This is a genomic window from Hymenobacter jejuensis (assembly GCF_006337165.1).
In the GTDB taxonomy this organism is placed as follows: domain Bacteria; phylum Bacteroidota; class Bacteroidia; order Cytophagales; family Hymenobacteraceae; genus Hymenobacter; species Hymenobacter jejuensis.
Genome location: NZ_CP040896.1, coordinates 142,292 through 164,301 on the forward strand (window position 1 = coordinate 142,292; position 22,010 = coordinate 164,301).

Consider the following 22,010-nt stretch of genomic DNA (forward strand, 5'->3'; position numbering starts at 1 on the left):
CAACAACTTTGCCCCACCTGAAGTGGTTGTAATTGAGCTATGGAAAAAGAACGCATCAAACAAGCTTACCTCGATTACGTGCTGCGCAAAGGCCACGCGCCGGCGTCGGTGTTTAAGCTCACCAAGAAGCTGGGGCTGCCGGAAGTCGAGTTTTACCGCTACTACGCAACTTTCGAAGCCATTGACCGCGATATCTGGGCTGATTTTAGCCGCCAGTCGCGCGAGCGTGCTTCCAAAGAGCCGGTGTGGGAAACCTACGGAGCCCGCGAAAAGCTGCTGAGCTATTACTATACGCTGCTCGAAATTCTGAAGCAAAACCGCAGCTACGCGCTCATGTCGCTGCACCGGCACATGCCGCGCGTGCCGGGCCTGACGCCGCGCATCCTCGACGATTTCCGGCAGGATTTTGAGCAGTTTGTGCGCGAACTGCTCCGCGAAGGCCACCGAACTGAGGAAGTAGCCCGCCGGCCAAAGCTGGAAGATGGCTACCCACGGGCGTTCTGGCAGCAGGCGCTGTTTGTGCTGGGGTATTTTGCCAAAGACGACTCGCTGAACTTCGAACGCACCGACGCGGCCGTTGAAAAAGCCGTTACGCTGAGCTTCGATCTGGTAGGCCGTAATTCCCTGGATTCGGCGCTGGACCTGGCTCGCTTCCTGTTGCACCGCCGCTAATGTCAGAGCTTTCAACCCCACCCGAAACTTCAGGACTAGATACGCCCGGCTTCGAGACACCCGAATCGGTTAGCCAACAACTTGATTCACTGCCAATTACAAAAGTGGCACGGGCGGCTCGCTTCGCCAAAACCGGCTTTAAAGTCGGGGCCAATTACGTCAAGCATTACGCCCGCCGCTCGGTAGGCGCCGAAAGCACTACCGAAGACCTACACGCCGCCAACGCTGCCGAGCTCTACGGCGCGCTTAGCGAGATGAAAGGCTCGGTGCTGAAGGTAGCCCAGATGCTGGCAATGGAGAAAAACATGCTGCCCCGCGCCTACTCCGATCAGTTTGCGCAGGCGCAGTACCAAACCCCACCGTTGTCGGGGCCCTTGGTAATCAAGGTGTTTCGCGATTCGCTCGGCCGTTCGCCTTACGATGTGTTTGATGAGTTTGACATCAACGCCCGGCAGGCAGCAAGCATTGGGCAGGTGCATTTTGCCCGAAAAGATGGCCGGGAGTTGGCCGTGAAAGTGCAATACCCCGGCGTGGCCGACAGCATCCGGTCCGACATTCGGTTGGTCAAGCCGATTGCCTTGCGCGTGCTGGGCCTCAACGAAGCGCAGGTGCGGCCTTACCTGGAGGAAGTAGAAGCGCGCCTGCTCGAAGAAACCGATTACAAGCTGGAGCTACGCCGTGGCACCGAAATCGCGGCGTTGTGCGCGGAGTTGCCTCATTTGCAGTTCGCACGCTATTACCCCGAATTTTCCTCGGCTCGCATCCTGACCATGGACTGGCTGCCCGGCCAGCACCTGAAAGAATTCTTAGCAACCAATCCTGCGCAAGCCGTGCGCAACCAACTCGGGCAGGCGCTGTGGGATTTTTATAACCATCAGATTAACAATCTGTTGCAAGTTCATGCCGACCCGCATCCCGGTAACTTCCTATTGCAGGAAAAAGACGGGGGCACCGTGGGCGTGCTGGATTTTGGGTGCGTGAAGAACATTCCGGCCGAGTTTCACCAACGCTTCTTCGCGCTGCTGGCGGCTGAGTCGCTGACGGATGCTACCCGGTTTGAAACCTTACTGACGGAACTCGGCGTGTTGCGCCCCGACGATGCGCCGGCTCAGCGCGAGCTTTACCTGCGTACCATACGGGCGTCGCTGGAACTAGTGGGGCGCCCGTTCCGCCAAGCCACCTTCGATTTTGGCGACGAATCCTATATGCAGGCCCTTTACGCCTTGAGCGATGACCTGATGCAGCAACCCGAGCTTCGTCAGCAACGCGAACCGCGTGGTTCTGAGCATTTTATATACGTCAACCGGACGTATGTTGGGCTATATTCGCTCCTGACCGAGCTGAAAGCCGCAGTACGCACGGCAAGCTAATACGTTGAACATCAGCTAGTTCTTGTTTTATAATCCTGAACACAAACACATCTATTACTCACCCAAAAATTCCCTCATGAAAAGAATCTGGACTCTATGCATCACGCTCCTGAGCGTGGTGACAATGGCTTCGGCCCAAAAAGCCACCAGCCAAAGCACGCTGAGCTGCTGCGCCAAGCCCGGCGGCCCCACCGCGACCGAAGCCTTCGCGATGCTGGCTTCTGACAAAGACTTTTCCGGCGGCCACGACGCACCCCTGCCCTATTCGTATGAGGGTGAGGGCCAGATGATTGAATACAAAACCACGGATGGGCAATCTGCTAAGGCCTTTGAGATCAAGAGCAACACCCGCTCCGACAAGTACCTGTTTGTGATCCACGAATGGTGGGGGCTGAACGACTACATCAAGAAGGAAGCCGCCACGTTTGCCAGCGAACTACCCGGTGTAAACGTCATTGCCTTAGACCTTTACGATGGCCAAGTGGCTACCACTCCCGATGAAGCCGGCAAAATAATGCAGGGCGTCAAAACGGATCGGGCTCAGGCCATTATCAAAGGGGCCATCATGTATGCTGGGCCAAATGCCAAAATTGCCTCCATCGGTTGGTGCTTCGGCGGCGGCTGGTCGCTGCAAACTGCCCTCATGGCCGGCCCAAAAGCCGCGGCCTGCGTGATGTACTACGGCATGCCAGAAAAGGACGTCGCCAAGCTTAAAACCTTGAATACGGACGTGTTAGGTATTTTTGCCCTGCAGGACAAAGGCATTTCTCCCCAGATCGTGGAGCAATTTCAGAAGGACATGGCTGCTGCCAAGAAAAAGCTAACCGTAAAGAACTACGATGCGGTGCACGCTTTCGCCAATCCTTCCAACCCCAAGTACAACCAGCAGTACGCTGCTGATGCGCATGCGCTGGCACTGGCGTATCTACGTAAGAACTTAAAGCTCAAGAGCTAACCTCTACACTTTTGCTTTTACAGCAAGCCTCCGTCACGCTCGTGACGGAGGCTTTTTTGTTGGTACTCGGGTATTTGATAACCCCCGAAAATCCAATAGATTTACTATACTTTATTCCGGATTATGACACTTGGTTTAGTGTTTCACCCTTGTCTCCCACCCGACTCATGGCTACGATCACCAACTTGCTTTCTGAATATGGGGAAAGTCATCAAAACCCCACCAATAAGCGCGTACATTGGATTTGCGTCCCCCTGATCATGTTCAGCTTGCTGGGCTTACTGTGGTCGGTACCGATGCCCGCGGCCCTACGCGAAACCAGCCCGTGGCTCAACTTGGCTACGGTTGTGATGGTGCTGGCAATAGTGTATTACTTACGGTTATCGGTACCGCTCGCCCTGGGGATGATCGTCGTCTGCGCAGTTATCGTCGGGCTTTTACGGCTCCTAGATGCCCAATCGGCAGTGCCACTCTGGATGATCTGCCTCATTATTTTTGTGCTCGCTTGGGTTGGACAATTCTGGGGGCATAAGGTAGAAGGCAAAAAGCCTAGCTTTCTAAAAGATGTGCAATTTTTGCTCATCGGGCCGCTCTGGCTGTTGCATTTTATTTACCAACGGCTAGGGTGGCATTATTGAACGCTTAACAACCTTTGCATTAACTCGTTCACTATAAGATATTTAACTTAAACCTCCGCCTCTTGCAACACCTTTACTTACGCCTCTGCCAAACCGCTACATTCAGCTTTTTACTAGCCGCATTTTTACTATTCGGACCTGAACAAGGCCAGGCCGCAGCTACCCATGTGTTGCCCTTGGATAGCCTCACCCATCGGCTAGCCGTCGAAGGCCGCGACACTGCCCGCGTCAGTACCCTCAATGCTTTGGCTTGGACGCACCTGAATCTTGCCCATTACGACACGGCCCAAGCATTGCTCCGGCAAGCCCTGCCGTTGGCGCGCACCCTGCACTTTGGAGTTGGTGAAGCACGCACCTTGTATTATATCGGCGAGGCATACTCCCGCCAAGCCAAATTGCCCGAAGCGGTTGCGTCGCTTCTAGAGGCCGAGAGCGCAGCAAAACGTACCCAAACGACAAGCCAGCTGCCTTCTATCTACCATACCTTGGCCGTGGTGTACAATACGCAAGGCAATTACGACGCAGCGCTGGCAACTGCCCAAAAAGCCATGAAGCTGTGTGCTGCCCTGCACGATGAGAAGCGCGCCTTCAAGGCATGGTCGGATATGGGCTTTACGTACAGCCAGAAGGGCGATTTTCCTCGTGCCTTGCAGTGCTATCTGGAGTCCGTAAAGATTCAGCAGAAAGTTGGGGTCACGTCGGCTTTGGCGCGCACGTACGCCAGCATTGGCAACCTCTACGACGACCAAGACAATATTCCGCGGGCACTCGAATATTACCAGAAAGGGCTGGCCTTGCTCAAGCCAGAGGACCCGGCGGAGCGCAACACGCTAGGCCGGTTTTATGTCAATATGGGGGTGCTTAACTCCAAGCAAAACCACAATACGGAGGCAGAGCGGCTGTTTTTGGAGGCCAAGAAGATTTTTGAAAGTCTCCATCAACCCGCCGATGTAGGGGCCAGCATTGCGGTGTTGGCCAACTTGCTGACGAAGACTGGCCAGCTTCAGAAAGCCCTGCCCTATCATCAGCAAGCGCTGCATTTGCTCGAGCAAGGCGCCGACCAGAGCCTGATTCTTTCGGCGCAATTCAACCTAGCCGATACCTATGCCAAACTTGGACAAACCGCTCAGGCTGAAAAGCTTGCAAGCCAGTGTCTTGCGTTGGCGCAAAAGCTAGGCACGTATAATTGCCGCTACGAAGCCGCCACGCTGTTAGCTCAGCTGCGCAAGAAGCGTGGCGACTACAAACAGGCGCTAGAGTACACGGAGATTGCCAATGCCACGCAGGATTCCTTATTCAGCAAGGAAAAGTCGGAGGCGCTGGGCAAGCTGCAAGGCGACTTTGAGCTAAGCCAAGAACGTAACCGCGTATCGACGCTGCGGAAAGACCAACAGATTCAGGCGCAACAACTTCGGCAGCAGCGCTTTGTAGTAGTAGGGTTGGCGGTGGGCTTTCTGGTAGTGCTGCTGGCTGGGTTGGCCTTGTGGCGTGTGAATAAGCTACTGGGCCGCAAAAACCGCGAAATCGACCACCAACGGGCCACGCTGGCGCAGCTCAACGCCACCAAAGACCGCTTGTTCTCCATCATCGGCCATGACCTGCGCGGGCCACTCAACTCGCTGCACGCGTTCGTGTCGCTGCTGAACATCCGGCAGCTCCCCCAAGAAAAGCTGATGCAGTACTCGCAACGCCTCAACCAAACCCTCGACCAGACGCTGGCCCTCATCGATAACCTGCTCAGCTGGGCAGCTGTGCAGATGCAGGCTTCCGAACGCATAAACCCCGAAAGCCTGCTTCTGGAAGAAGCGGTGAATGAGAATTTTAGACTCCTGCGCACTGCTGCTGAGCATAAAAATCTCACTATCAGCCATTTACTAGAAGGCGACGAATGGGCTTGGGCCGACCCCGACATGGTTCGGCTGGTGCTGCGCAACCTGCTTAGCAATGCCATCAAGTTTACGCCCCAGGGTGGCCGAATTACCGTTGCGGCCACCGAGGCCGATGCGCAATGGCGCCTGTCGGTCGCCGACACGGGTGTGGGGTTGGATGGCGAAACTTTGCAGCAGCTGTTGGGACCGGCTGCTTCGCCGCAAAGCACCGTCGGAACTGCCCAGGAGCCCGGCAGCGGACTGGGTTTGGTGCTGTGCCGCGATTTTGTGGAGCGCAATGGCGGCCGCTTGTGGGCCGAGAGCGCAGGACCAGGCCACGGCACAACCTTTCATTTTACATTACCGCGGGCAGGCGCCCTCAGCGTGGTGGCCTAAGACTTAAGGCTTCCGCGTGATAAGTCGTTGCTGCACAACCCGTTCTGTAACTACATCCCGAAATGTAAGCCCTAGGGGCACCGACATTTTGTTCACCTTCACATCCTGGTTGGTCACTACCTCAATCTTGCTGGCATTGACCAGAAAAGAGCGGTGCGTGCGCACAAACAGGTTCTTAGGCAGTTGCTCCTCGATGTTTTTGAGGTTGACCAGGGTAATGTGCACAGTGCCGTCGAGTAGGTGAATCTTGGTGAAGTCGCGCATGGCTTCTACATAAACCACATCGGCGTAGCGCAGTTTTACAAACTGAAATTCGGTACGGATAAAGAAGTAATCTTCAGCTACTTCCAAGGGCTGCGCTTCCGAATCGGACGGGGCTGTCGTACCCGAACCGGCCGCCCCCTGCTGCCATTGGCGGCGAGCACTCACCATAAGCTGGGCTTTATCGACGGCACGGAGAAAGCGCTCAAACGTCAGAGGTTTTACTAAATAATCGACGGCATCAAGCTCGTAGGTTTGGGCGGCGTATTGCCGATGCGACGTCATAAAGATGACCAAGGGCGGCTGCCGCAGCGACCGAACCAACTCCAGCCCATTGAGGCGCGGCATCTCGATATCGCTGATTAACAACTCGGTAGGCTGCTGAGCCAGATGTTCAAAGGCCAGCATAGCGTCTTCGTACAAGCCTGTTAGCTGCAACGAAGGAATCTGCTCGACAAAGCTGCCGACGAGTTCGCGGACCAATAAATCATCTTCCAGCACGACGCAGCGCAGGGGTGCTTCCGGGTATCTCAAGGGCATAGCAGCTAGGAATAAGAATTCCGGAGAGGATAAAAGCTAGTTCGTAGACGCCGCGGCCACTCGGCCGACTTTGGGCGTCGGTTGGTAGACTTCGACGGGCAGCTTCGAATAAGTACGAATATTTTTCAGTCGAAATCGAAACAGAGGCGCTTGCTAAAGGCGCTTCTGCCAACGCTTTACCCGACAAATTCACACCTATTTCCTTCATTTTCCAAACTCCACCGTTATGAAAAACCTGTACTCTCTTCGCTCTCACCTGATTTTGCTGGTAGTATTGCTGGTCACCGGTGCCGCCACTACTTCCTGCAACAAGATCAAGGATGCCATCAAGGTCAATTTTGGCCTGAACTACGCCGACCTGAATTTCGCCATCCAACCCACTTCCCAATCGACATTTACCACCTCGTCCAGCAAGAGCTCGACCCTACAGGCTGAACTCGACAAAAACAAAGCGGCCGTCGATAAAGTGGTGCTTAAATCTGTGCTGTTTGAGCTGCAAGCGGGTTCGGCTTCCAATTTTGGCGCTATTTCCAGTGGCGAATGCTACCTCACGGCCAATGGCCAATCGGCCAAGCTGGGCTCTTTTCAAAATCCCGCCTCCAACACCCAGTCCATTAGTGTGACGGTTGAAAACGGCGACGACCTAAAGCAGTATTTGCAGGCTTCGCAGTTCACCGTGGAGTTGCGTGGTACGACGCGCCAAGCCATCCAAGACGCGATGCAGGTGAAAGGCACCATCAAATTCGAGGTGACCGGCAAGGCCAAGTAACTGACGCAATCTAATCACTCCTATTGCACAAAAGGCCGGTCACGCAATGCGCGACCGGCCTTTTGTATCTATTTGAAAATCAAGCTATTATAATCTAATAAACTTATACTCAGCAAGTTACTCCACGGGGTTGAGCTGCCAGCCCGTGGCGAGCAACGCAGCCAGTTCGGCCACGCTTTCGGTGAGTTGCTCCCACGAGTTGAGCACGAAATACTGCTCCTGAAAACGCGCTTCGCTGTACGGCGTGTTGAGCACCTTAGCCAAGTCGAAAGGCTTGCGCGGCGTGTCGTCGTTGATGCAATGGTGGATTTCGCCCGCCGACGACAACAAGCCGGCTCCGTATATTTTGGGAGCGCCGTTTTCGGTAACCAAGCCAAACTGGACGGTAAAGCCGTACAACCGCCGCAACTGCTGCAACGCCGCCGGATCGTTGAGATGCTGCCCGGCTACGTGCCCCAAAAAATGCAGGAAGTCGGCAAAAGCATGGTCCATCAGCAGCGGCGCGTGCCCAAAGAGACCATGAAACAAATCGGGCTCTTCGATAAAATCGAACTGTTGCATCGACCGGATCCAGGCCGTAGCCGGAAACTTCCGCTCAGCCAGCAACCCGAAAAAGGTAGGCGCGTCGAGCAGGCCCGGCACAGGTGCCAACGACCAGCCTGTGGCTTTGTAAAGCCGCTCGCTTACCTCATCGAAATTAGGGATGGCGCCGCGATGGAACCCCACACGGCTTAGCCCTTTGCCAAAGGCAGCGGCGGCGCGCTTGTACAACAAGGCCGTTTGGCGGTCGAACAATACTTTCCACACCAATTGATCTTGGGCAGTGTACTGGTCGTAGTGTTGCGTGAACATGGCTTTGGACATAAAAAAAGCCCGATTTCCTTGCGGAGTCGGGCTTTGTGGTTTTCAGAGGTGAAGTAGCATGTTGCTCTCTTAGTTTCTGTACCGGCAATGCAGCCCGACTCCGTTCCCCGCAGGACGGTTAATTGTCAGATCAAAGCATTTCACAGACTGTTGGAGCATCATAACGGGAGCAAATATATAGATAACCTTACATAAAAGATATACTAGGGCAAGAAAAAATTTGAGGGCATTTTTAAGTTATATATTCTTCTATTGAAGTTATGACCTCAAATTATAAGGGCTTATTTGAAGAATTATCAATTTTATAACCATATCTCCTTTTAGTAGAGGGTCATTTTGCGAAAACGCATTATATATACTCGCAACCATTACGGTTTAAAGCCCAGTATCGCCTTCCAATCAATCATTCTGTTAAAAGGCTAATTACTGTTTTAGTAACTTCTTAATGTTCAAATTGATATCGATTTCGCACGAAGTATTGCAGCCCATCTTGGTACTTCACTTCTTTTACCACCGACCAATGCTGCTCACTTAGGTCAATAGTCTTGCGGATAGTACAGGGCTTGTTGTCATCCCTACCGGGACCTTCGAGTACCAAGTGCAGCCCTTGGGGTGTAGATGTGGTTTTGGCCACCACCCGGAGCTTCGAGGACCACGTTATTTCCCTGCCATCGGCCGAAAACACGAGTGTATCCTGGCCCAGCACGCTTCGGGTGGCCGATTCGCGATAGGTGAAAGCTAAGGTGAGCTGACGAGGTGCCGTTTGCGTTGCGCTGAGCGTAGTGGGCAACGTTACCGGCTTCTGAGTACGATAATCAAGGTACGTGAGCGTGCCGGTCCAGTCGTTGCGAAGCAGTTTGTTGAACTCAGCTACGCTGGTGGTTGCACCTGCCCTTTGGGCCAAGGCGTTTCCGGTTGCGCCAATTACCATTAAGGCCAGCAATGCTATTTGGGGTGCCGTCACCTTGATTGCCGCAGGTGCTAAAGACCGGTGTTGCAGCCAGTTATCCAGCGAATAACGGCCTCCCCCTACCGTCGTCACGAGCACGAAGGCCCAGAAAAGCAGTTGCTGGTAATACATCCCCAGAATTGGTTCTGGCGCGTCGTACCACAAAAACGCAATCAGCAGAAACTGGATCGCCAGTTGCAAGCCACCCCAGCGGGTAAGCAGCCCCACGGCCACCAACAAGCCACCCACAAACTCGCCCCAGGTGGCCAGCCAAGCCCAGAAATACGGTGAAGGATACGTAAAACCAAGATTAGCAACCTGTTGCACAAACCAATCGGGCGGGCTTAAAGCCGTGGCTCCGCTAGCCAGCTTGGCGCTTTCTTGGGCCGTGGAAAGGTTTATCAGCTTCGACCAACCCGCCCCGATGGCAATGGACAGGCCCAGGTGCAGACGGAACAACAGCCAAGCCACATCGGCCAGGCGCGAAGAAAAGGGTGCAGTAGCAAACAGCAGTTTTTTCATGACGATACACAAGCAAGAGTGAGGAGATTAGTTGCGCGAGCCGTTTTATGGGCGCTTTGCTTCGGTGCTCATACTCAAGTCCGTATCGCCGGTAATCTGTAAGTCTAGGTGCGCCGTGGTGGCGGCAGGGTTCGCAAGCACGGCCGCCGAACCAGACGCAAACCGGAGCGTAACTTGCTGCCCGAGTTTCAAGATGGCTTTGGACATGAGTTTGCCAGTAGCGGGTCGTTCTAGAGCTTCGACTGCTGTGGGGCCTACGTTGCGGGCCACTACCATGAAAGCGCCACGCTGGCCACCACCGAGCACAAACTGGTGGCTGGGTTCAATGAACAGATCGGAATGAACGCTGCCAAAGCAAGCGGCCGCCAGCAACATGAGGCCGCCAAATAAGCCTACCGCCGTTCGCTGGCGCGTGATAATCAGAGTACGCATAAGATCAGAGAGTTAGAAGGGTGAAAGGATGCCCCAAAGCAACGCCCTGTTCTTACTCCAAACGCCCCGAATTACAGTGCGGGACGTCCCATCTTATGAATTGAGCCCCGCTGCAATCTCACTTGGCGTGGCACCCCGCAGTTTTTTGAACACGCGGTTGAATGTCGATTTTGAATTAAAGCCCGATTCCAGTGCCACGGCCAGCAACGTGTAGTGCCGAAAGTTAGGGTTCTGCAACTTGCGCTCGGCTTCGGCAACGCGGTAAGTGTTGACGTAATCGTTGAAGTTTTGCCCAAAACAGGAGTTGATCACGCGCGACAGCAGCGACGTGTTGGTGCGCAACTGCGCAGCCAAGGTGCTGAGCGTAAGCTCGGGAGCCAAATATGGGCGGTCGGTTTCCATGAGCCGCGTAAGCTTTGCGGCCCAACGCTGTAAGTCAGGTTCGGCCGTCACGTCCGCTTTACTTACCTGTGGCTCTGCTGTAGTTACCGTTGCAGTTTGACTCTTTAGAAAGGACAAGCCATCTTGCACATCTATCTGATTATCAGGTATTTCTGACAAGCCTATAAATTGCCCATGTGCTACCGCTTCTGGTTGAAAGCGTAATGGCGCAACGAGTTGATAATTAGCCAATAAGCCAGCTATGCTCAGGTAATACACCAGCACGCCCGTAGCCAAAAAGGAATACCAAAACTGGACGTACGTGAGCTTTACCACACTCAGGTTCACGAAGTTAAACAGCAAAACTATCCCTAAGCCCAAGAGCACGGCATAGAGCAAGTTGCGCAACCAGGAAAATTTAATTCGCTCAGTATCAGAGAAATAGTTATTGATGTAGTGGCGGTATTGGCGGTACTCACGGAGCGTAAGCCACGCGTACACCACCACCGAAACGTAGCCACCGGCTTCTATCCACGGGCTTACTTCGTCGTTGATGCATGCCCAACGGCCTTTCGTACCGTAGTGATTCAGAAAGGGTTGGCCCTGGATTTCGTGCTGCCATACTACATCATACAACCCAACCAATACAATCCAAGCTAAATACAAAGCTTCCGGCGCGAAATGCCAGAGTTGCGCGCGGCTAAAGCGAAATTCGCGGTTGGTTAGGCTCCGAAAGTAGAAGTAGAATACCGGCCCCAACGCCAGCCAATGGCTGAAGGGAAAGTAGAACATGAATGTGGAGTGGGCATCGTGCGAATCGTACCAGTTGGCAAAGCCCAGCATCCACTGCATCAGGGGTAACGTATTGAGCAACAGCAACAACGCCAGCCACCGGTCCGAAGCCGTATCGTTTTGCCGCGCCCGAATTACCAGCAACGCTGCGAACACGATGCCCTGCAGGAAAAAGGGCAGCAACAGCGAACTGTAGGCGTTGAACTCGAATAGCATAGCTTAGACAATCAGGCAGTTGCGCTGAAACTACTCAACATTAAACTCCGGCAATATTCTAAAACAAAAAACCCTGCCGAGCGTGTGTAGCTCGGCAGGGCTTTGATCTATCTGTGCGTAAGCATCTTTATTCCAACTCGTTACGCAAGGCATACACCTTGCGTAAGTTGTGAATCAGGCGCTCCGACTCGGCAAAATTCAGGGTTTGCTGGCCGTCGGAAGCGGCTTCTTCGGGCTTTTCGTGGGCTTCGTACAAGATGCCATCGGCGCCGGCCATGACCCCGGCTAACGCCATCGGCGCTACGTATTCGCGAATGCCGATGCCGTGCGACGGGTCGACCATGACGGGTAGATGCGTTTTCTCCTTCAGAATCGGTATTGCGTTCAAATCCAAGGTGTTGCGGCTGGCCGTTTCGAAGGTTCGGATACCGCGCTCGCAGAGAATTAGCTTTTCGTTGCCGCCCGAAAACACGTATTCGGCCGAGGAAAGCAACTCTTCAATGGTGCCGGAAATGCCGCGTTTGATCAACACCGGCTTGTCGACGCCGCCTAGTGCGTCTAACAAGTTGAAGTTCTGCGTGTTGCGCGCGCCTACTTGAAACACATCCACGTAGTCGTGCATCTCCTCCACCTGCGACACCTGCATCACTTCGGTCACGATTTTGATGCCGCGGGCGCGGGCCATTTGGTGAAATTGCTTCAGGCCTTCCATCCCCAAACCCCGGAACGAATACGGCGACGAGCGCGGCTTAAACACGCCACCGCGCATCAGGCGCACGTCGTTGTCGACGAGGTGCTGCATGATTTTCTCCATCTGGGCCTCGCTTTCGATACTGCACGGCCCGGCCACGATACTCAGCGTTCCCTCCCCAATCCGAACGCCGTCGCCGAGGTCGAGCACGGTTGGGCGCACGCGCCACTTACGCGATACGAGTTTGTAGTCGTCGGAAACGCGATGAATGTCCAGAATACCCGGCAACTGGCCCACCGTCCGGATGTCGAAATCGCCTTTGCCAATGCTCACAAGGTAGTTGGCCCGCTGCGTGGTTACTTCCGTGACCTTGTATTTCAGGGCTTTAATGCGGGAAATGATATCCTGCTTGGCACCCTCGGTAATGTTCTTTTCGAGTTGAATAATCATGAAGCGAAGCTTGTGTAGCCGAAGCGATCTTGTCGGTTCGACCTCTTGGGTTCATCCTTTTGCCAAAGCTCCAGATGAAAGGGAATCGGGTTAGTTCAGGACGGAAGAAACGAAAGCTTTGGCCGCCGCTGGCGCATCGGTGGCGCCTTCCAGCGAGCGAATCAGTGCCGAGCCGATAATGGCGCCATTGGCGTATTCGCAGGCACGATCGAAAGACTTTTTGTCACCAATGCCGAAACCAATAAGGCGCGGATTGCGCAAGCCCATCTCCGCAACGCGCTTGAAATAAGCCTCCTGCGTGCCGCTATCCTGCGTGGTGCCACCGCCCGTAGTGCCGGGGCCAGAGACCAAGTACAGAAAGGAATCGGTCAGGGCATCCATGCGGCGGATGCGCTCCGGGGCCGTTTGGGGCGTGATCAGAAACACGGGCTGCAGGCCGTAGCGCTGAAAAATCTCCTTGTATTCTTCCTCGTATTCTACCAGCGGCATGTCGGGCAGAATCAGGCCGTCGGCGCCGGCAGCAGCGGCTTGTTCACAAAATTTTTCGATGCCGAACTGGAGCACGGGATTCAGATAGCCCATCAGCAGAATGGGCGTTTCGGGCACGCGCTGGCGGATATCCTTAAGCTGCTCGAACAGCACGTATAGGTTCATGCCGTTTTGCAAGGCCACAGTACTGCTTTGCTGGATCACCGGACCGTCGGCCAAGGGGTCTGAAAACGGCATTCCGATTTCGATGAGGTCGGCGCCCGAAGCGGCCAGCGTTTCCAGCAGCGGCACCGTAGCATCGAGCGTAGGATAACCGGCTGTGAAATAAATATTTAGCAGACGATTTTGCTTTTTGGCAAATGTCTGAGCGATACGGTTTTGCATTTAGTTTGAGGCAGAATTGGAAGCGTAAGAATTCAGCTTCTCGGCGTATTTCAAATAGGTTTCCAGATCCTTGTCGCCACGGCCCGATAGGTTGACGACTACTACATCGTCGGGGCCGGCGCCGAGCTGCGCCAGCGCGGCCAGCGCGTGCGCCGTTTCCAAGGCTGGAATAATGCCTTCCAAACGGCTCAACTCGGCCACGGCGTACAGGGCTGCTTCGTCGTCGATGCTGATAAAGCGCGCCCGACCCGACACGGCCAAATGCGCGTGCAACGGGCCTACACCCGGATAATCTAGGCCCGCCGACAGCGAATACGGCTCCGTAATCTGGCCGTGCTCATCTTGCATGAGCAGCGTGCGCGAGCCGTGAATAATGCCCGGCTTGCCCAGCACCGAGGTAGCGGCTGAGTGACCTGAATCGATGCCGTGGCCGGCGGCTTCGACCGCCACGAGTTGCACAGAAGGCTCGTCGAGGAAATGGTAGAACGCACCCGCTGCATTGGAGCCACCGCCCACGCAAGCCACCACGTAATTAGGCAGTTCGCTGCCGGTTTTTTCCAGCAATTGCTTGCGCATCTCCTCGCTGATCACCGATTGCAAACGCGCCACCAAGTCGGGGTACGGGTGCGGACCCACTACCGAGCCGATGATGTAGTGCGTGTCCACCGGATTTGAAATCCAGTCTCTAATGGCCTCATTAGTAGCGTCTTTCAGTGTTTGGCTACCGCTGGTAACGGGCCGAACCTCAGCGCCGAGCAAGCGCATCCGCTCCACGTTGGGACGCTGGCGCTCAGTGTCAATTTTGCCCATATACACGATGCATTCCATGCCCATCAGCGCACACACTGTGGCCGTGGCCACGCCGTGCTGACCGGCGCCGGTTTCGGCGATGATGCGCTTTTTGCCCAGGCGCCGCGCCAGCAAAATCTGCCCGACGGTGTTGTTGATCTTGTGCGCGCCGGTGTGACACAGGTCTTCGCGCTTCAAGTACACCTTCGTGTTGTATTTCTCCGACAGGCGCTTGGCGTAAAACAAAGGCGTCGGGCGGCCCACATAATCGCGCAGCAGGCTCTGAAACTCCCGCTGAAACTCTGGGTCGGCCATAATCGTGAGGTACTGCTCGCGCAACTCTTCCACATTCGGATAAAGCATTTCCGGGATGAAAGCGCCTCCGAATTGGCCGTAGTAGCCGCGGTCGTTGGGTTGGTAGGACATAAACAGGGAAAACTCGTTTAAATATGCTAAGCAAGCCAAAACCATAAGATATTGATTATCAGACAGTTATTAGCTCAATGAATTAAGATTCTCTAGTCCTTTCGGTAGCCGCGGTTTGAGGCTCGCTGCGGCTGAGTCGGCTCAACATTGCGTGCAGTCGGCCGATGTCCTTTTGGGCTGGCGCCACCTCAAAGCGGCTGTTCAGATCGATGGCAAAGAGGCCAGGCAACCGGAGTGAGGCCAGCGTTTCGGCGTGCTCCAGATCCAAGCCACCAGCCAGAAAATAGGGCACCGACAGCGGATACTGCCGTAGGATGTTCCAGTCGAACGTAGTGCCGTTGCCGCCGGGTTGCAGCCCTTTCGTATCGAAAAGAAAGTAATCGCAGTGGGCCGCGTAAGGCTGCAACGCGTTGAAATCAAAGACATTGCCTATCGAGAAGGCTTTGATCACTTGTACATTTGCCTGACGCAGCTCGGCGCATTGGGCGGGCATTTCTGCGCCGTGCAGTTGCACGAGGTCGAGGGCAAAGCGGGCCACTTGCTGCCGGATGTAGTCGGAAGGCTGATCGACAAACACGCCTACTTTGCGCAGACTATCAGGCAGTTCGCGCATCATTTCGGAGTTCAGCTCGTCGGCCGCGAAGCGAGATGAGTTGGGGGAAAAGATGAAGCCCATAAAATCCGGAGCCAAGGCAGCGACTGCGTCGATGTTTTCGGCAAACTTCATCCCGCACACTTTCACGCGCAGCCTGTGATTCGCGCTAGCGGGCGCGTCGTACTTCGTTGGCGGTGAGAGGAGATCGGACATGGCGGTTGCTGAACGTGGAAATGAGCTTGCTACAATACGGTTACGGGTTCGGTGGCGCGCAGTTCCTGCACCAACGTGCTGCACGCTTTTTCGGGCCGGCTGTGGCGCATGAAGGCTTCCCCGATCAGGAAACCGCGGTAGCCCGCGCCCCGCAACTGCTCGATAGCGGCTGCCGAAGTCAGCCCGCTCTCCGAGACCTTCACAAACTCTGCAGGAATGCGTTGGGCAAGCTCCATCGAGGTGTCGAGGCTGACGCTGAAGTCGTGGAGGTTGCGGTTATTTACGCCGACTAGGTTCACGGCATCGGCGTGCAGCGTACGATCAAGTTCCTCACTATCATGCACTTCCAAGAGCACTTCCAAACCTAATTCGCGGGCGAAGCGGCCGAGGCTCAGCACTTCATCGGCGGTGAGCACAGCGGCAATGAGCAACACGGCATCGGCCCCGATGCTTTTGGCTTCCAGAATCTGGTAGGCATCCACTACGAAATCCTTGCGCAGAATGGGGCAAAAATTGTAGCGCCGCGCGATGGTAAGGTCTTCGTTTTTGCCACCGAAAAACTCAGTATCCGTCAGCACCGATAACGCGGAAGCACCGGCTTGCATATAGCCCAGCGTGGTGCGCTCCACCGGCGCGTGCGGATTGATCCAACCCTTCGACGGCGATTTGCGCTTAAACTCGGCGATGATGCCGCTCAAATCGTCGCGCAGCAGGTACTTACGCAGCGACAGCGGTTGGTTTTCGAAGTACAGGCTGCGTTCGAGCAGTTTAACGGGCACTAAGCTTTGTCGCTCAGCCACTTCGCGGCGTTTGTGCGCGATAATCTGGTCGAGAATGGTGGCGGAAGATGAACTCATATACGGGGTGCGGGTAGGCCGCGGGTTAAGAACGAGCAAGGGAAAAGTCAGGGCCTGAACACCCTAACGCAGAAGATGGTGCTTAGGCAAGCAACAAACGAAACGCTTCGCGGGCCTTGCCGGAGTCCAGCGACTCGCGGGCCGCGTCCAAAGCTTCGGCAAATGAGAAATCAGGATTGATGCATTGTAGCCCAAGGGCGGCATTGGCCGTGACAACGTCGCGCTGGGCCGGCGTGGCCCGGCCTTCCAGCACGCCCAAAAACAAATCGGCCGATTCGGCTACGGTATTGCCGCCCGCCAATTCTTCGGGGGCATAGGCTGGCAAGCCCAGCGTTTCGGCCGTAACCAAGCGCTCGCCGGCCGCCGACCCAATTTTGGCCTCGCCGGTCAGGGAGAGTTCGTCGTAGCCGTCTAAGGCATGCACTACGGCGTAGCGCGTAGCTGTTTGCTGAAACAAATACTGATAGAGCCGCAGCAGCTCCAAGCTAAACACGCCGGCTAGTTGGGCGGCTGGCCGCGCCGGATTCACCAGCGGACCCAGAATGTTGAAGAACGTCCGCACGCCCAATTCCCGCCGGATTGGCCCGGCATGGCGCATGGCCGGATGAAAAGCCGGCGCGTGCAGAAAGCAGATGTTGGCACGGTCGAGCTGGTGGCGCAACGTATCAGAGGAGGCTTCGAAATCGTAGCCGAAATGCGCCAGGATATTCGACGAGCCGCAAATTGACGAGACGCCGATGTTGCCGTGCTTGGCCACTTTATAGCCCGCCCCAGCTGCCACAAAGCAGGCCAGCGTCGAGATGTTGAACGTGTCCTTGCCGTCGCCACCCGTCCCGACGATGTCGAGCACTTCGTGGGTGCCCAGCTGCGGGTCGCGCGACAAATCCAGCAACGCATCGCGGAAGCCCGCCAGCTCCGATACCGTAATCGGGCGCATCCGATACACAGCCAGAAAAGCCGCCGTTTCTGCCGCATTGGCCGCCCCCTGGCCCAACTGCAACATAGCCTCGCGCGCTTCGTCGCGGGTCAGGGTTTGCTGGTCAAAAAGCGTGGTGAGGATCGTTTTCAAAGTATTGATCTACTGATGGTTACTAAATCAAAAAAGAGAGCAACAGAAGGCGCGCTTCTGCAATTAATCTTCTCCTTCCAGCCAGTTTTTCAGCATCTGGTGGCCGTGTTCGGTGAGGATGGATTCGGGGTGAAATTGCACACCGCGCACGTCGTATTGGCGGTGACGCAGGGCCAGCACTTGACCGTTGGCGTCGCGAGCCGTGATTTCAAGCTCCTCCGGAAATGTATCCGGCGAAACCACCCACGAATGATAGCGGCCGACCCGAAATTGCTGCGGCAAGCCCTGAAAAAGCCGGTCTTCGCTGGTAATGATATCGGCGTCGGTGGCGATGCCGTGCAGCACGGCCGGCAGGTTATACAACTGAGCCCCAAAGCTTTCGGCAATTCCCTGGTGACCAAGACACACGCCCAAAATGCGTTTGGTGGGCGCAAACCGACGGATTACTTCTGGCATCAGGCCCGCTTCGGAAGGCACTCCGGGGCCAGGCGACAGCATGATGGCATCGTACTGCTCCACTGCATCGAGGTCAATTTTGTCGTTGCGCACCACATCAACATTGTCGCCGTATCCGAGCTCGCGCAGCAACTGCACGAGGTTGTAGGTGAAGGAATCGTAGTTATCGAGAACGAGAATTTTCATCGGTTCTAAGCAGTTATTGGTTCGCGCCTTGGCCGGCAGCCACATCCGCCGTCGTGATTTTTGCTCCCACCGATTCGGCTTCGTGCAAGGCTTTGCGTAGGGCGGCCAGTTTGTGGTGCACTTCGTTGAGTTCCGAATTGATATCTGACGCCGCCACTACGCCGGCGCCGGCCTGGTAATAAAGCTGGTTGCCCGTACTCAGAAACGAGCGAATCATGATGGCGTGGTTGAAGTCGCCGTTGAAGCCCAAATAGCCCAGGCAGCCACCGTAATAGCCACGACCCGTAGGTTCCAGTCCGTCAATGAGTTGCATGGCGCGGTGCTTTGGAGCCCCGGAGAGCGTGCCGGCCGGAAAGGTATCGGCCACCACTTGCAGCGACGTGGCGTTGGCGGCCAGCGTGGCGGCTACATGGCTCACCAAGTGAATGACGTGCGAGTAATATTGGATTTCCTGAAACACCTTCACCTTTACTTGGTCGCCGTGGCGGGCGAGGTCATTGCGGGCGAGGTCCACGAGCATGGTGTGCTCTGCTTTTTCCTTGGGGTCGGCGGCGAGCTTTTGGGCCAATGCGGCGTCTTCTACATCGTGGCCAGTGCGGCGAAACGTGCCGGCAATCGGGAACAAGCTGGCTTCGCGGCCTTTAATTAACAGCTGCGTTTCGGGCGACGAGCCGAAGATTTTGAAGTTGCCGTAGTCGAAGTAAAACAGGTACGGCGACGGGTTGATCGAGCGCAGCGCCCGGTACACGTTGAATTCGTCGCCCACAAACCCTTGCGCAAAGCGGCGCGACAACACGATCTGAAACACGTCGCCGCGGCGGCAATGCTGCTGGCCAGCGGCCAATACTTTCAGAAACTCCTCGTCGGTTTGGTTGGTAGTCTCCTCCCCTTCGGTGGCAAACCCAAACTCCGGTAGGCTAGGGTTGCGGATCAGGTTGACCAATCGCTTCAGGCCGTCATGGTCGACAGGCTCGTTTTCCAGCGTGTGCTCAAACACAAACAGCTCGTTGCGGAAGTGGTTGATAGCGATGACGTAACGGTACGTGCCGTAGATAATATCCGGAATCTGACCGGCCGCTTCTTTCTCTTGGTTCAGCGTCAGATCCTCGAAATACTGCACCGCTTCGTAGCCAATGTAGCCAAACAAGCCGCCGGTGATGAAGTCATACTCCTGCTTTTCGGTGCGGAAGCTGCCTGCAAACTCGCGCAACCGCTCCAGCGCCAAACGTGGCTCGGCCAGCGTTTCGGTTTCAAACGTATCGTCGGGTAGTTTCAAGCGCAACTCGCCCCGGCTCACTTCAAAACTCGCCAGCGGGTCGAAGGCCAGGTAAGAAAAAGCATTCTGTTGGCCGTGATAATCAGAGCTTTCCAACAACAGGCAGTTGGAATACCGATCGCGCAAACGCAGGTACAGACCCACGGGCGTAACCGTGTCGGCAAGCAAGCGAACGTGGCGGGTTTTGAGCGAAAATTCTTTCATCGTTTCTCACGGCTACCACCGTGCAGGACTGAAGATGGAGTGTAGTTTGAACGCAATGGGCAATAAAAAAAGCCCGGCGGTTGGCCGGGCTTTCCTTGATGTTCGATGCGAAGGTTATGTACTGACCTTACCGCACGCACAGGCTTTCCCGTCCGGAGTTTCGGAGAGGCCACCACCAGGCTTGCAGAGTCAGTTGAGAGATCATAATGGGGATAAAGCATGGGGCTTTATTGTCGCAAATATAACGCCGGGTGCGGGACGCGCAAATAAGTAAGCGCATTTCCGATTCAAATTTTTCCGTTTTCGATCCATTTCACGCTTAGCAGCTCAATACAAACCGATGCATTACCAGTCTGTTGCGGCCTCGATCATTCGTTGTTAAGAATAATACTATACCCATACAAGTAGCTAATTATCAATAATTTATATATTCTTGATTCCCGGTAAGCTTGCCGGCTCGTATGCGTAGTGCATACGTTCCTTGGGCAAGCTTGCTGAGGTCAATGCTTTCGTTGGAGTGCACCCGTTTTTTCAGCACCGTGCGCCCCTGCGCATCTTTAAGCTCTAGGCGGGCTGTGCGCACGGATTCGGGCAACTGCATAACTAACTGATCGTTATTACTGCCTGCGTAGGCGCTGAACGCCAAAACCGACGGGTGGCCGGCAGCGGTCGGCGCGTACAACCATTGATAAGCAGCGGGAAATTCGCGCTTCCAAAACCATTCGGCGTGCTGGCCGTCGGGGGTAGCCCGGTAGGTCATGTTGGCGGCCGGGAAACCCCGCTTCTGCAACGAATCGCGCAGGGCAGCCATCAGCGGCACCATTGTTTCGCTTTCGGGCGTGGCGGCCACAAAATAAAAAGAGGTCGTCTGTGCAGGCTTCGTGCTGGCAACAAATTGAAACAGAGAATCTTTCGCAAACCAAAAGGCTGGAGAGAAGATACCCACTTTGCTATAAACTGCGGGGTATTTCAGGGCGGCATACAGAGATATTAGCCCGCCCATGGACGAACCGGCAATGCCCGTAAACTCCCGCCCCGACAGCGTACGGTAGTGCGCATCGATGTACGGTTTCAGGGTATGGGCCATAAAATCGACGTATCGATCGCCCTCGCCGCCCCCGTACTGCGGGTTACGCCACGGCGAGAGCTCATCGAGGCGGGAGCTCCCACCGTTATCCACGGCCACCACGATAGTGCCTTGGTCCTGACCGGTTTGCTGCAACTGCCGCAGCGTTTCGTCAATCCCCCATTCGCCGCTAAACGAGGTAAAATCGTCGAATACGTTCTGCCCGTCGTGCACATACAGCACCGGATAACGGCGCGTTCCGGCCGCGTAATCGTTGGGCAGATAGATCCAGATGCGGCGCGTGCGGTTGAGTTGCGGCATGCGGAAGCTGTCGGCTACCACCGCAACATTGGCGGTGGCCGTGTGTTGCTTGGGTGGTTTGCGGCCTGCCATGTCGGCCCAATTCGCGATCTGCTGAGGTATAATGGCGTTGCTGCCGTAGCTAAAGCGCCGATTGGCGACGTCTTTGCCGTCAGCCTCCACTTCCACCGACTCCCACGAGCCGCGCGTAAACTTGTATTCGGCAGTGCCAGAGCCAGCGGGCAGAGTGATCTGATAACTCCCGTCGGCATTTTTGGTGAGCGCCGAAGCCGCTGGGTTCCAATTATTAAAGGAGCCAGCCACATAAATCTTTGCCGTAGCGGGCGTATTGGCCGGCACCGCCGTGACCTTTAGGGTAGTCTGACCTAGGGCCACCACAGCCACGCCTTGCAGAAGCACCACCAATCCAACAAGGCCACACGAATTCAGGATTTTACACAAAGCTTTGATAATCATTGGCTTGGCATTTACTCAATCTATATAGTCCAGACTGAGTTGTTGGTTTTGTACTCTAAAATTGATTTCTGAACCCATCCCAGCCGGCAATAACCGGCGCTTTCTCTAAAAATAAAATAAGCCTAGTAATGCTTATTTTAATACAACCAAGTGGTGCCACACCCTTACCTTTGCCCCAAGTTGCTTCATTCAGCCTAGTGATTTTTGGCGCCGAAAGCCGGTTTCTAGAAAAAACTTCTTACCTCAATTTCTTGGTAAAGTACCTGCCTAGTGCCCGCTACTTTTGTGGTCCGAAAACTTTAACTTGCGAAGTTTATTTACGAGTAGGTGACGCTGAGTTGTCGCGGAAGTAGTGAGGTTATGCCCGCCGGCCTTAATCCTTGCCTGCTGCTTTAGCTCTTTTTCACTTTTTGCCCGGCCTAGCCGGTTCATCCCCTAACCCCCACCAAATTTTTTT

20 protein-coding genes are annotated in these 22,010 nt (G+C 55.1%); 6 read left to right on the top strand and 14 right to left on the bottom strand.

Features of this window, described 5'->3' with window-relative positions:
* The first annotated feature begins 39 nt into the window (after positions 1-39).
* From FHG12_RS00515 to FHG12_RS00535, 5 genes are all read left to right on the top strand, one after another.
* Complete coding sequence (locus tag FHG12_RS00515) at positions 40-672, top strand: TetR/AcrR family transcriptional regulator (protein ID WP_139513554.1); 633 nt, start codon at positions 40-42, stop codon at positions 670-672.
* A complete protein-coding gene (locus tag FHG12_RS00520; protein WP_139513555.1) occupies positions 672-2,042 on the top strand; it encodes an ABC1 kinase family protein in 1,371 nt (456 codons plus the stop codon). Before FHG12_RS00515 ends, FHG12_RS00520 begins: the two co-directional genes overlap by 1 nt.
* A gap of 76 nt (positions 2,043-2,118) precedes the next feature.
* A complete protein-coding gene (locus FHG12_RS00525) occupies positions 2,119-2,997 on the top strand; it encodes a dienelactone hydrolase family protein (RefSeq protein WP_139513556.1) in 879 nt (292 codons plus the stop codon).
* Positions 2,998-3,164: 167 nt separating this feature from the next.
* The gene (locus FHG12_RS00530; protein ID WP_139513557.1) at positions 3,165-3,635 is read left to right on the top strand and encodes an Mpo1 family 2-hydroxy fatty acid dioxygenase; all 471 of its coding nucleotides are present in this window, start codon (positions 3,165-3,167) and stop codon (positions 3,633-3,635) included.
* Between the two features lie 62 nt (positions 3,636-3,697).
* A complete protein-coding gene (locus FHG12_RS00535) occupies positions 3,698-5,899 on the top strand; it encodes a tetratricopeptide repeat protein (RefSeq protein ID WP_139513558.1) in 2,202 nt (733 codons plus the stop codon).
* A gap of 3 nt (positions 5,900-5,902) precedes the next feature.
* Here FHG12_RS00535 and FHG12_RS00540 read toward each other — a convergent pair whose 3' ends face one another.
* The gene (locus FHG12_RS00540) at positions 5,903-6,700 is read right to left on the bottom strand and encodes a LytR/AlgR family response regulator transcription factor (RefSeq protein ID WP_139513559.1); all 798 of its coding nucleotides are present in this window, start codon (positions 6,698-6,700) and stop codon (positions 5,903-5,905) included.
* Between the two features lie 226 nt (positions 6,701-6,926).
* Between FHG12_RS00540 and FHG12_RS00545 the strand changes: the two genes are divergently transcribed.
* Positions 6,927-7,469, top strand: a complete 543-nt coding sequence (locus tag FHG12_RS00545) for a hypothetical protein (protein ID WP_139513560.1) — start codon at positions 6,927-6,929, stop codon at positions 7,467-7,469.
* A 117-nt stretch (positions 7,470-7,586) separates the two neighbouring features.
* Here the strand turns inward: FHG12_RS00545 and FHG12_RS00550 are convergent, their stop codons facing one another.
* From FHG12_RS00550 to FHG12_RS00610, 13 genes are all read right to left on the bottom strand, one after another.
* Positions 7,587-8,333 (bottom strand): phenylalanine 4-monooxygenase, encoded by a 747-nt coding sequence (locus FHG12_RS00550; RefSeq protein ID WP_139513562.1) that lies wholly within the window; start codon positions 8,331-8,333, stop codon positions 7,587-7,589.
* Between the two features lie 442 nt (positions 8,334-8,775).
* On the bottom strand, positions 8,776-9,804 hold the full coding sequence (locus tag FHG12_RS00555; protein WP_139513564.1) for a DoxX family protein: 1,029 nt from the start codon (positions 9,802-9,804) through the stop codon (positions 8,776-8,778).
* A gap of 45 nt (positions 9,805-9,849) precedes the next feature.
* Positions 9,850-10,236, bottom strand: a complete 387-nt coding sequence (locus tag FHG12_RS00560) for a hypothetical protein (protein WP_139513566.1) — start codon at positions 10,234-10,236, stop codon at positions 9,850-9,852.
* Between the two features lie 93 nt (positions 10,237-10,329).
* Positions 10,330-11,625, bottom strand: a complete 1,296-nt coding sequence (locus FHG12_RS00565) for a helix-turn-helix domain-containing protein (RefSeq protein WP_139513568.1) — start codon at positions 11,623-11,625, stop codon at positions 10,330-10,332.
* Between the two features lie 127 nt (positions 11,626-11,752).
* Complete coding sequence (gene aroF, locus FHG12_RS00570) at positions 11,753-12,766, bottom strand: 3-deoxy-7-phosphoheptulonate synthase (RefSeq protein WP_139513570.1); 1,014 nt, start codon at positions 12,764-12,766, stop codon at positions 11,753-11,755.
* A gap of 90 nt (positions 12,767-12,856) precedes the next feature.
* Positions 12,857-13,639, bottom strand: a complete 783-nt coding sequence (gene trpA / locus FHG12_RS00575) for a tryptophan synthase subunit alpha (RefSeq protein ID WP_139513572.1) — start codon at positions 13,637-13,639, stop codon at positions 12,857-12,859.
* Positions 13,640-14,854 carry a tryptophan synthase subunit beta gene (gene trpB, locus FHG12_RS00580; RefSeq protein WP_139513574.1) on the bottom strand — a complete coding sequence of 405 codons (1,215 nt, stop codon included), beginning with the start codon at positions 14,852-14,854 and terminating at the stop codon, positions 13,640-13,642. It lies immediately after the preceding gene.
* Between the two features lie 82 nt (positions 14,855-14,936).
* The gene (locus tag FHG12_RS00585) at positions 14,937-15,662 is read right to left on the bottom strand and encodes a phosphoribosylanthranilate isomerase (RefSeq protein WP_139513576.1); all 726 of its coding nucleotides are present in this window, start codon (positions 15,660-15,662) and stop codon (positions 14,937-14,939) included.
* 29 nt (positions 15,663-15,691) lie between these two features.
* Positions 15,692-16,519: an indole-3-glycerol phosphate synthase TrpC gene (gene trpC, locus FHG12_RS00590; RefSeq protein ID WP_139513578.1), complete on the bottom strand. Its 828-nt coding sequence runs from the start codon at positions 16,517-16,519 to the stop codon at positions 15,692-15,694.
* An 82-nt stretch (positions 16,520-16,601) separates the two neighbouring features.
* Positions 16,602-17,588: an anthranilate phosphoribosyltransferase gene (gene trpD / locus FHG12_RS00595; protein ID WP_139513580.1), complete on the bottom strand. Its 987-nt coding sequence runs from the start codon at positions 17,586-17,588 to the stop codon at positions 16,602-16,604.
* Between the two features lie 63 nt (positions 17,589-17,651).
* Positions 17,652-18,230 carry an anthranilate synthase component II gene (locus tag FHG12_RS00600; RefSeq protein ID WP_139513582.1) on the bottom strand — a complete coding sequence of 193 codons (579 nt, stop codon included), beginning with the start codon at positions 18,228-18,230 and terminating at the stop codon, positions 17,652-17,654.
* A 13-nt stretch (positions 18,231-18,243) separates the two neighbouring features.
* Positions 18,244-19,710 (bottom strand): anthranilate synthase component I family protein, encoded by a 1,467-nt coding sequence (locus FHG12_RS00605; RefSeq protein ID WP_139513584.1) that lies wholly within the window; start codon positions 19,708-19,710, stop codon positions 18,244-18,246.
* Positions 19,711-20,125: 415 nt separating this feature from the next.
* Positions 20,126-21,553: an alpha/beta hydrolase-fold protein gene (locus FHG12_RS00610; RefSeq protein WP_139513586.1), complete on the bottom strand. Its 1,428-nt coding sequence runs from the start codon at positions 21,551-21,553 to the stop codon at positions 20,126-20,128.
* Positions 21,554-22,010 lie beyond the last annotated feature (457 nt).

Bases quoted from the DNA above. Each gene is read 5' to 3' on its own strand.
- FHG12_RS00565 (WP_139513568.1), bottom strand. From the start codon at position 11,625: ATGCTATTCGAGTTCAACGCCTACAGTTCGCTGTTGCTGCCCTTTTTC.
- FHG12_RS00605 (WP_139513584.1), bottom strand. From the start codon at position 19,710: ATGAAAGAATTTTCGCTCAAAACCCGCCACGTTCGCTTGCTTGCCGAC.
- FHG12_RS00560 (WP_139513566.1), bottom strand. From the start codon at position 10,236: ATGCGTACTCTGATTATCACGCGCCAGCGAACGGCGGTAGGCTTATTT.
- FHG12_RS00555 (WP_139513564.1), bottom strand. From the start codon at position 9,804: ATGAAAAAACTGCTGTTTGCTACTGCACCCTTTTCTTCGCGCCTGGCC.
- FHG12_RS00550 (WP_139513562.1), bottom strand. From the start codon at position 8,333: ATGTCCAAAGCCATGTTCACGCAACACTACGACCAGTACACTGCCCAA.
- FHG12_RS00530 (WP_139513557.1), top strand. From the start codon at position 3,165: ATGGCTACGATCACCAACTTGCTTTCTGAATATGGGGAAAGTCATCAA.
- FHG12_RS00525 (WP_139513556.1), top strand. From the start codon at position 2,119: ATGAAAAGAATCTGGACTCTATGCATCACGCTCCTGAGCGTGGTGACA.
- aroF (WP_139513570.1), bottom strand. From the start codon at position 12,766: ATGATTATTCAACTCGAAAAGAACATTACCGAGGGTGCCAAGCAGGAT.
- FHG12_RS00545 (WP_139513560.1), top strand. From the start codon at position 6,927: ATGAAAAACCTGTACTCTCTTCGCTCTCACCTGATTTTGCTGGTAGTA.
- FHG12_RS00610 (WP_139513586.1), bottom strand. From the start codon at position 21,553: ATGATTATCAAAGCTTTGTGTAAAATCCTGAATTCGTGTGGCCTTGTT.
- FHG12_RS00585 (WP_139513576.1), bottom strand. From the start codon at position 15,662: ATGTCCGATCTCCTCTCACCGCCAACGAAGTACGACGCGCCCGCTAGC.
- FHG12_RS00515 (WP_139513554.1), top strand. From the start codon at position 40: ATGGAAAAAGAACGCATCAAACAAGCTTACCTCGATTACGTGCTGCGC.
- FHG12_RS00520 (WP_139513555.1), top strand. From the start codon at position 672: ATGTCAGAGCTTTCAACCCCACCCGAAACTTCAGGACTAGATACGCCC.
- FHG12_RS00540 (WP_139513559.1), bottom strand. From the start codon at position 6,700: ATGCCCTTGAGATACCCGGAAGCACCCCTGCGCTGCGTCGTGCTGGAA.
- trpA (WP_139513572.1), bottom strand. From the start codon at position 13,639: ATGCAAAACCGTATCGCTCAGACATTTGCCAAAAAGCAAAATCGTCTG.
- FHG12_RS00600 (WP_139513582.1), bottom strand. From the start codon at position 18,230: ATGAAAATTCTCGTTCTCGATAACTACGATTCCTTCACCTACAACCTC.
- trpC (WP_139513578.1), bottom strand. From the start codon at position 16,519: ATGAGTTCATCTTCCGCCACCATTCTCGACCAGATTATCGCGCACAAA.
- trpB (WP_139513574.1), bottom strand. From the start codon at position 14,854: ATGTCCTACCAACCCAACGACCGCGGCTACTACGGCCAATTCGGAGGC.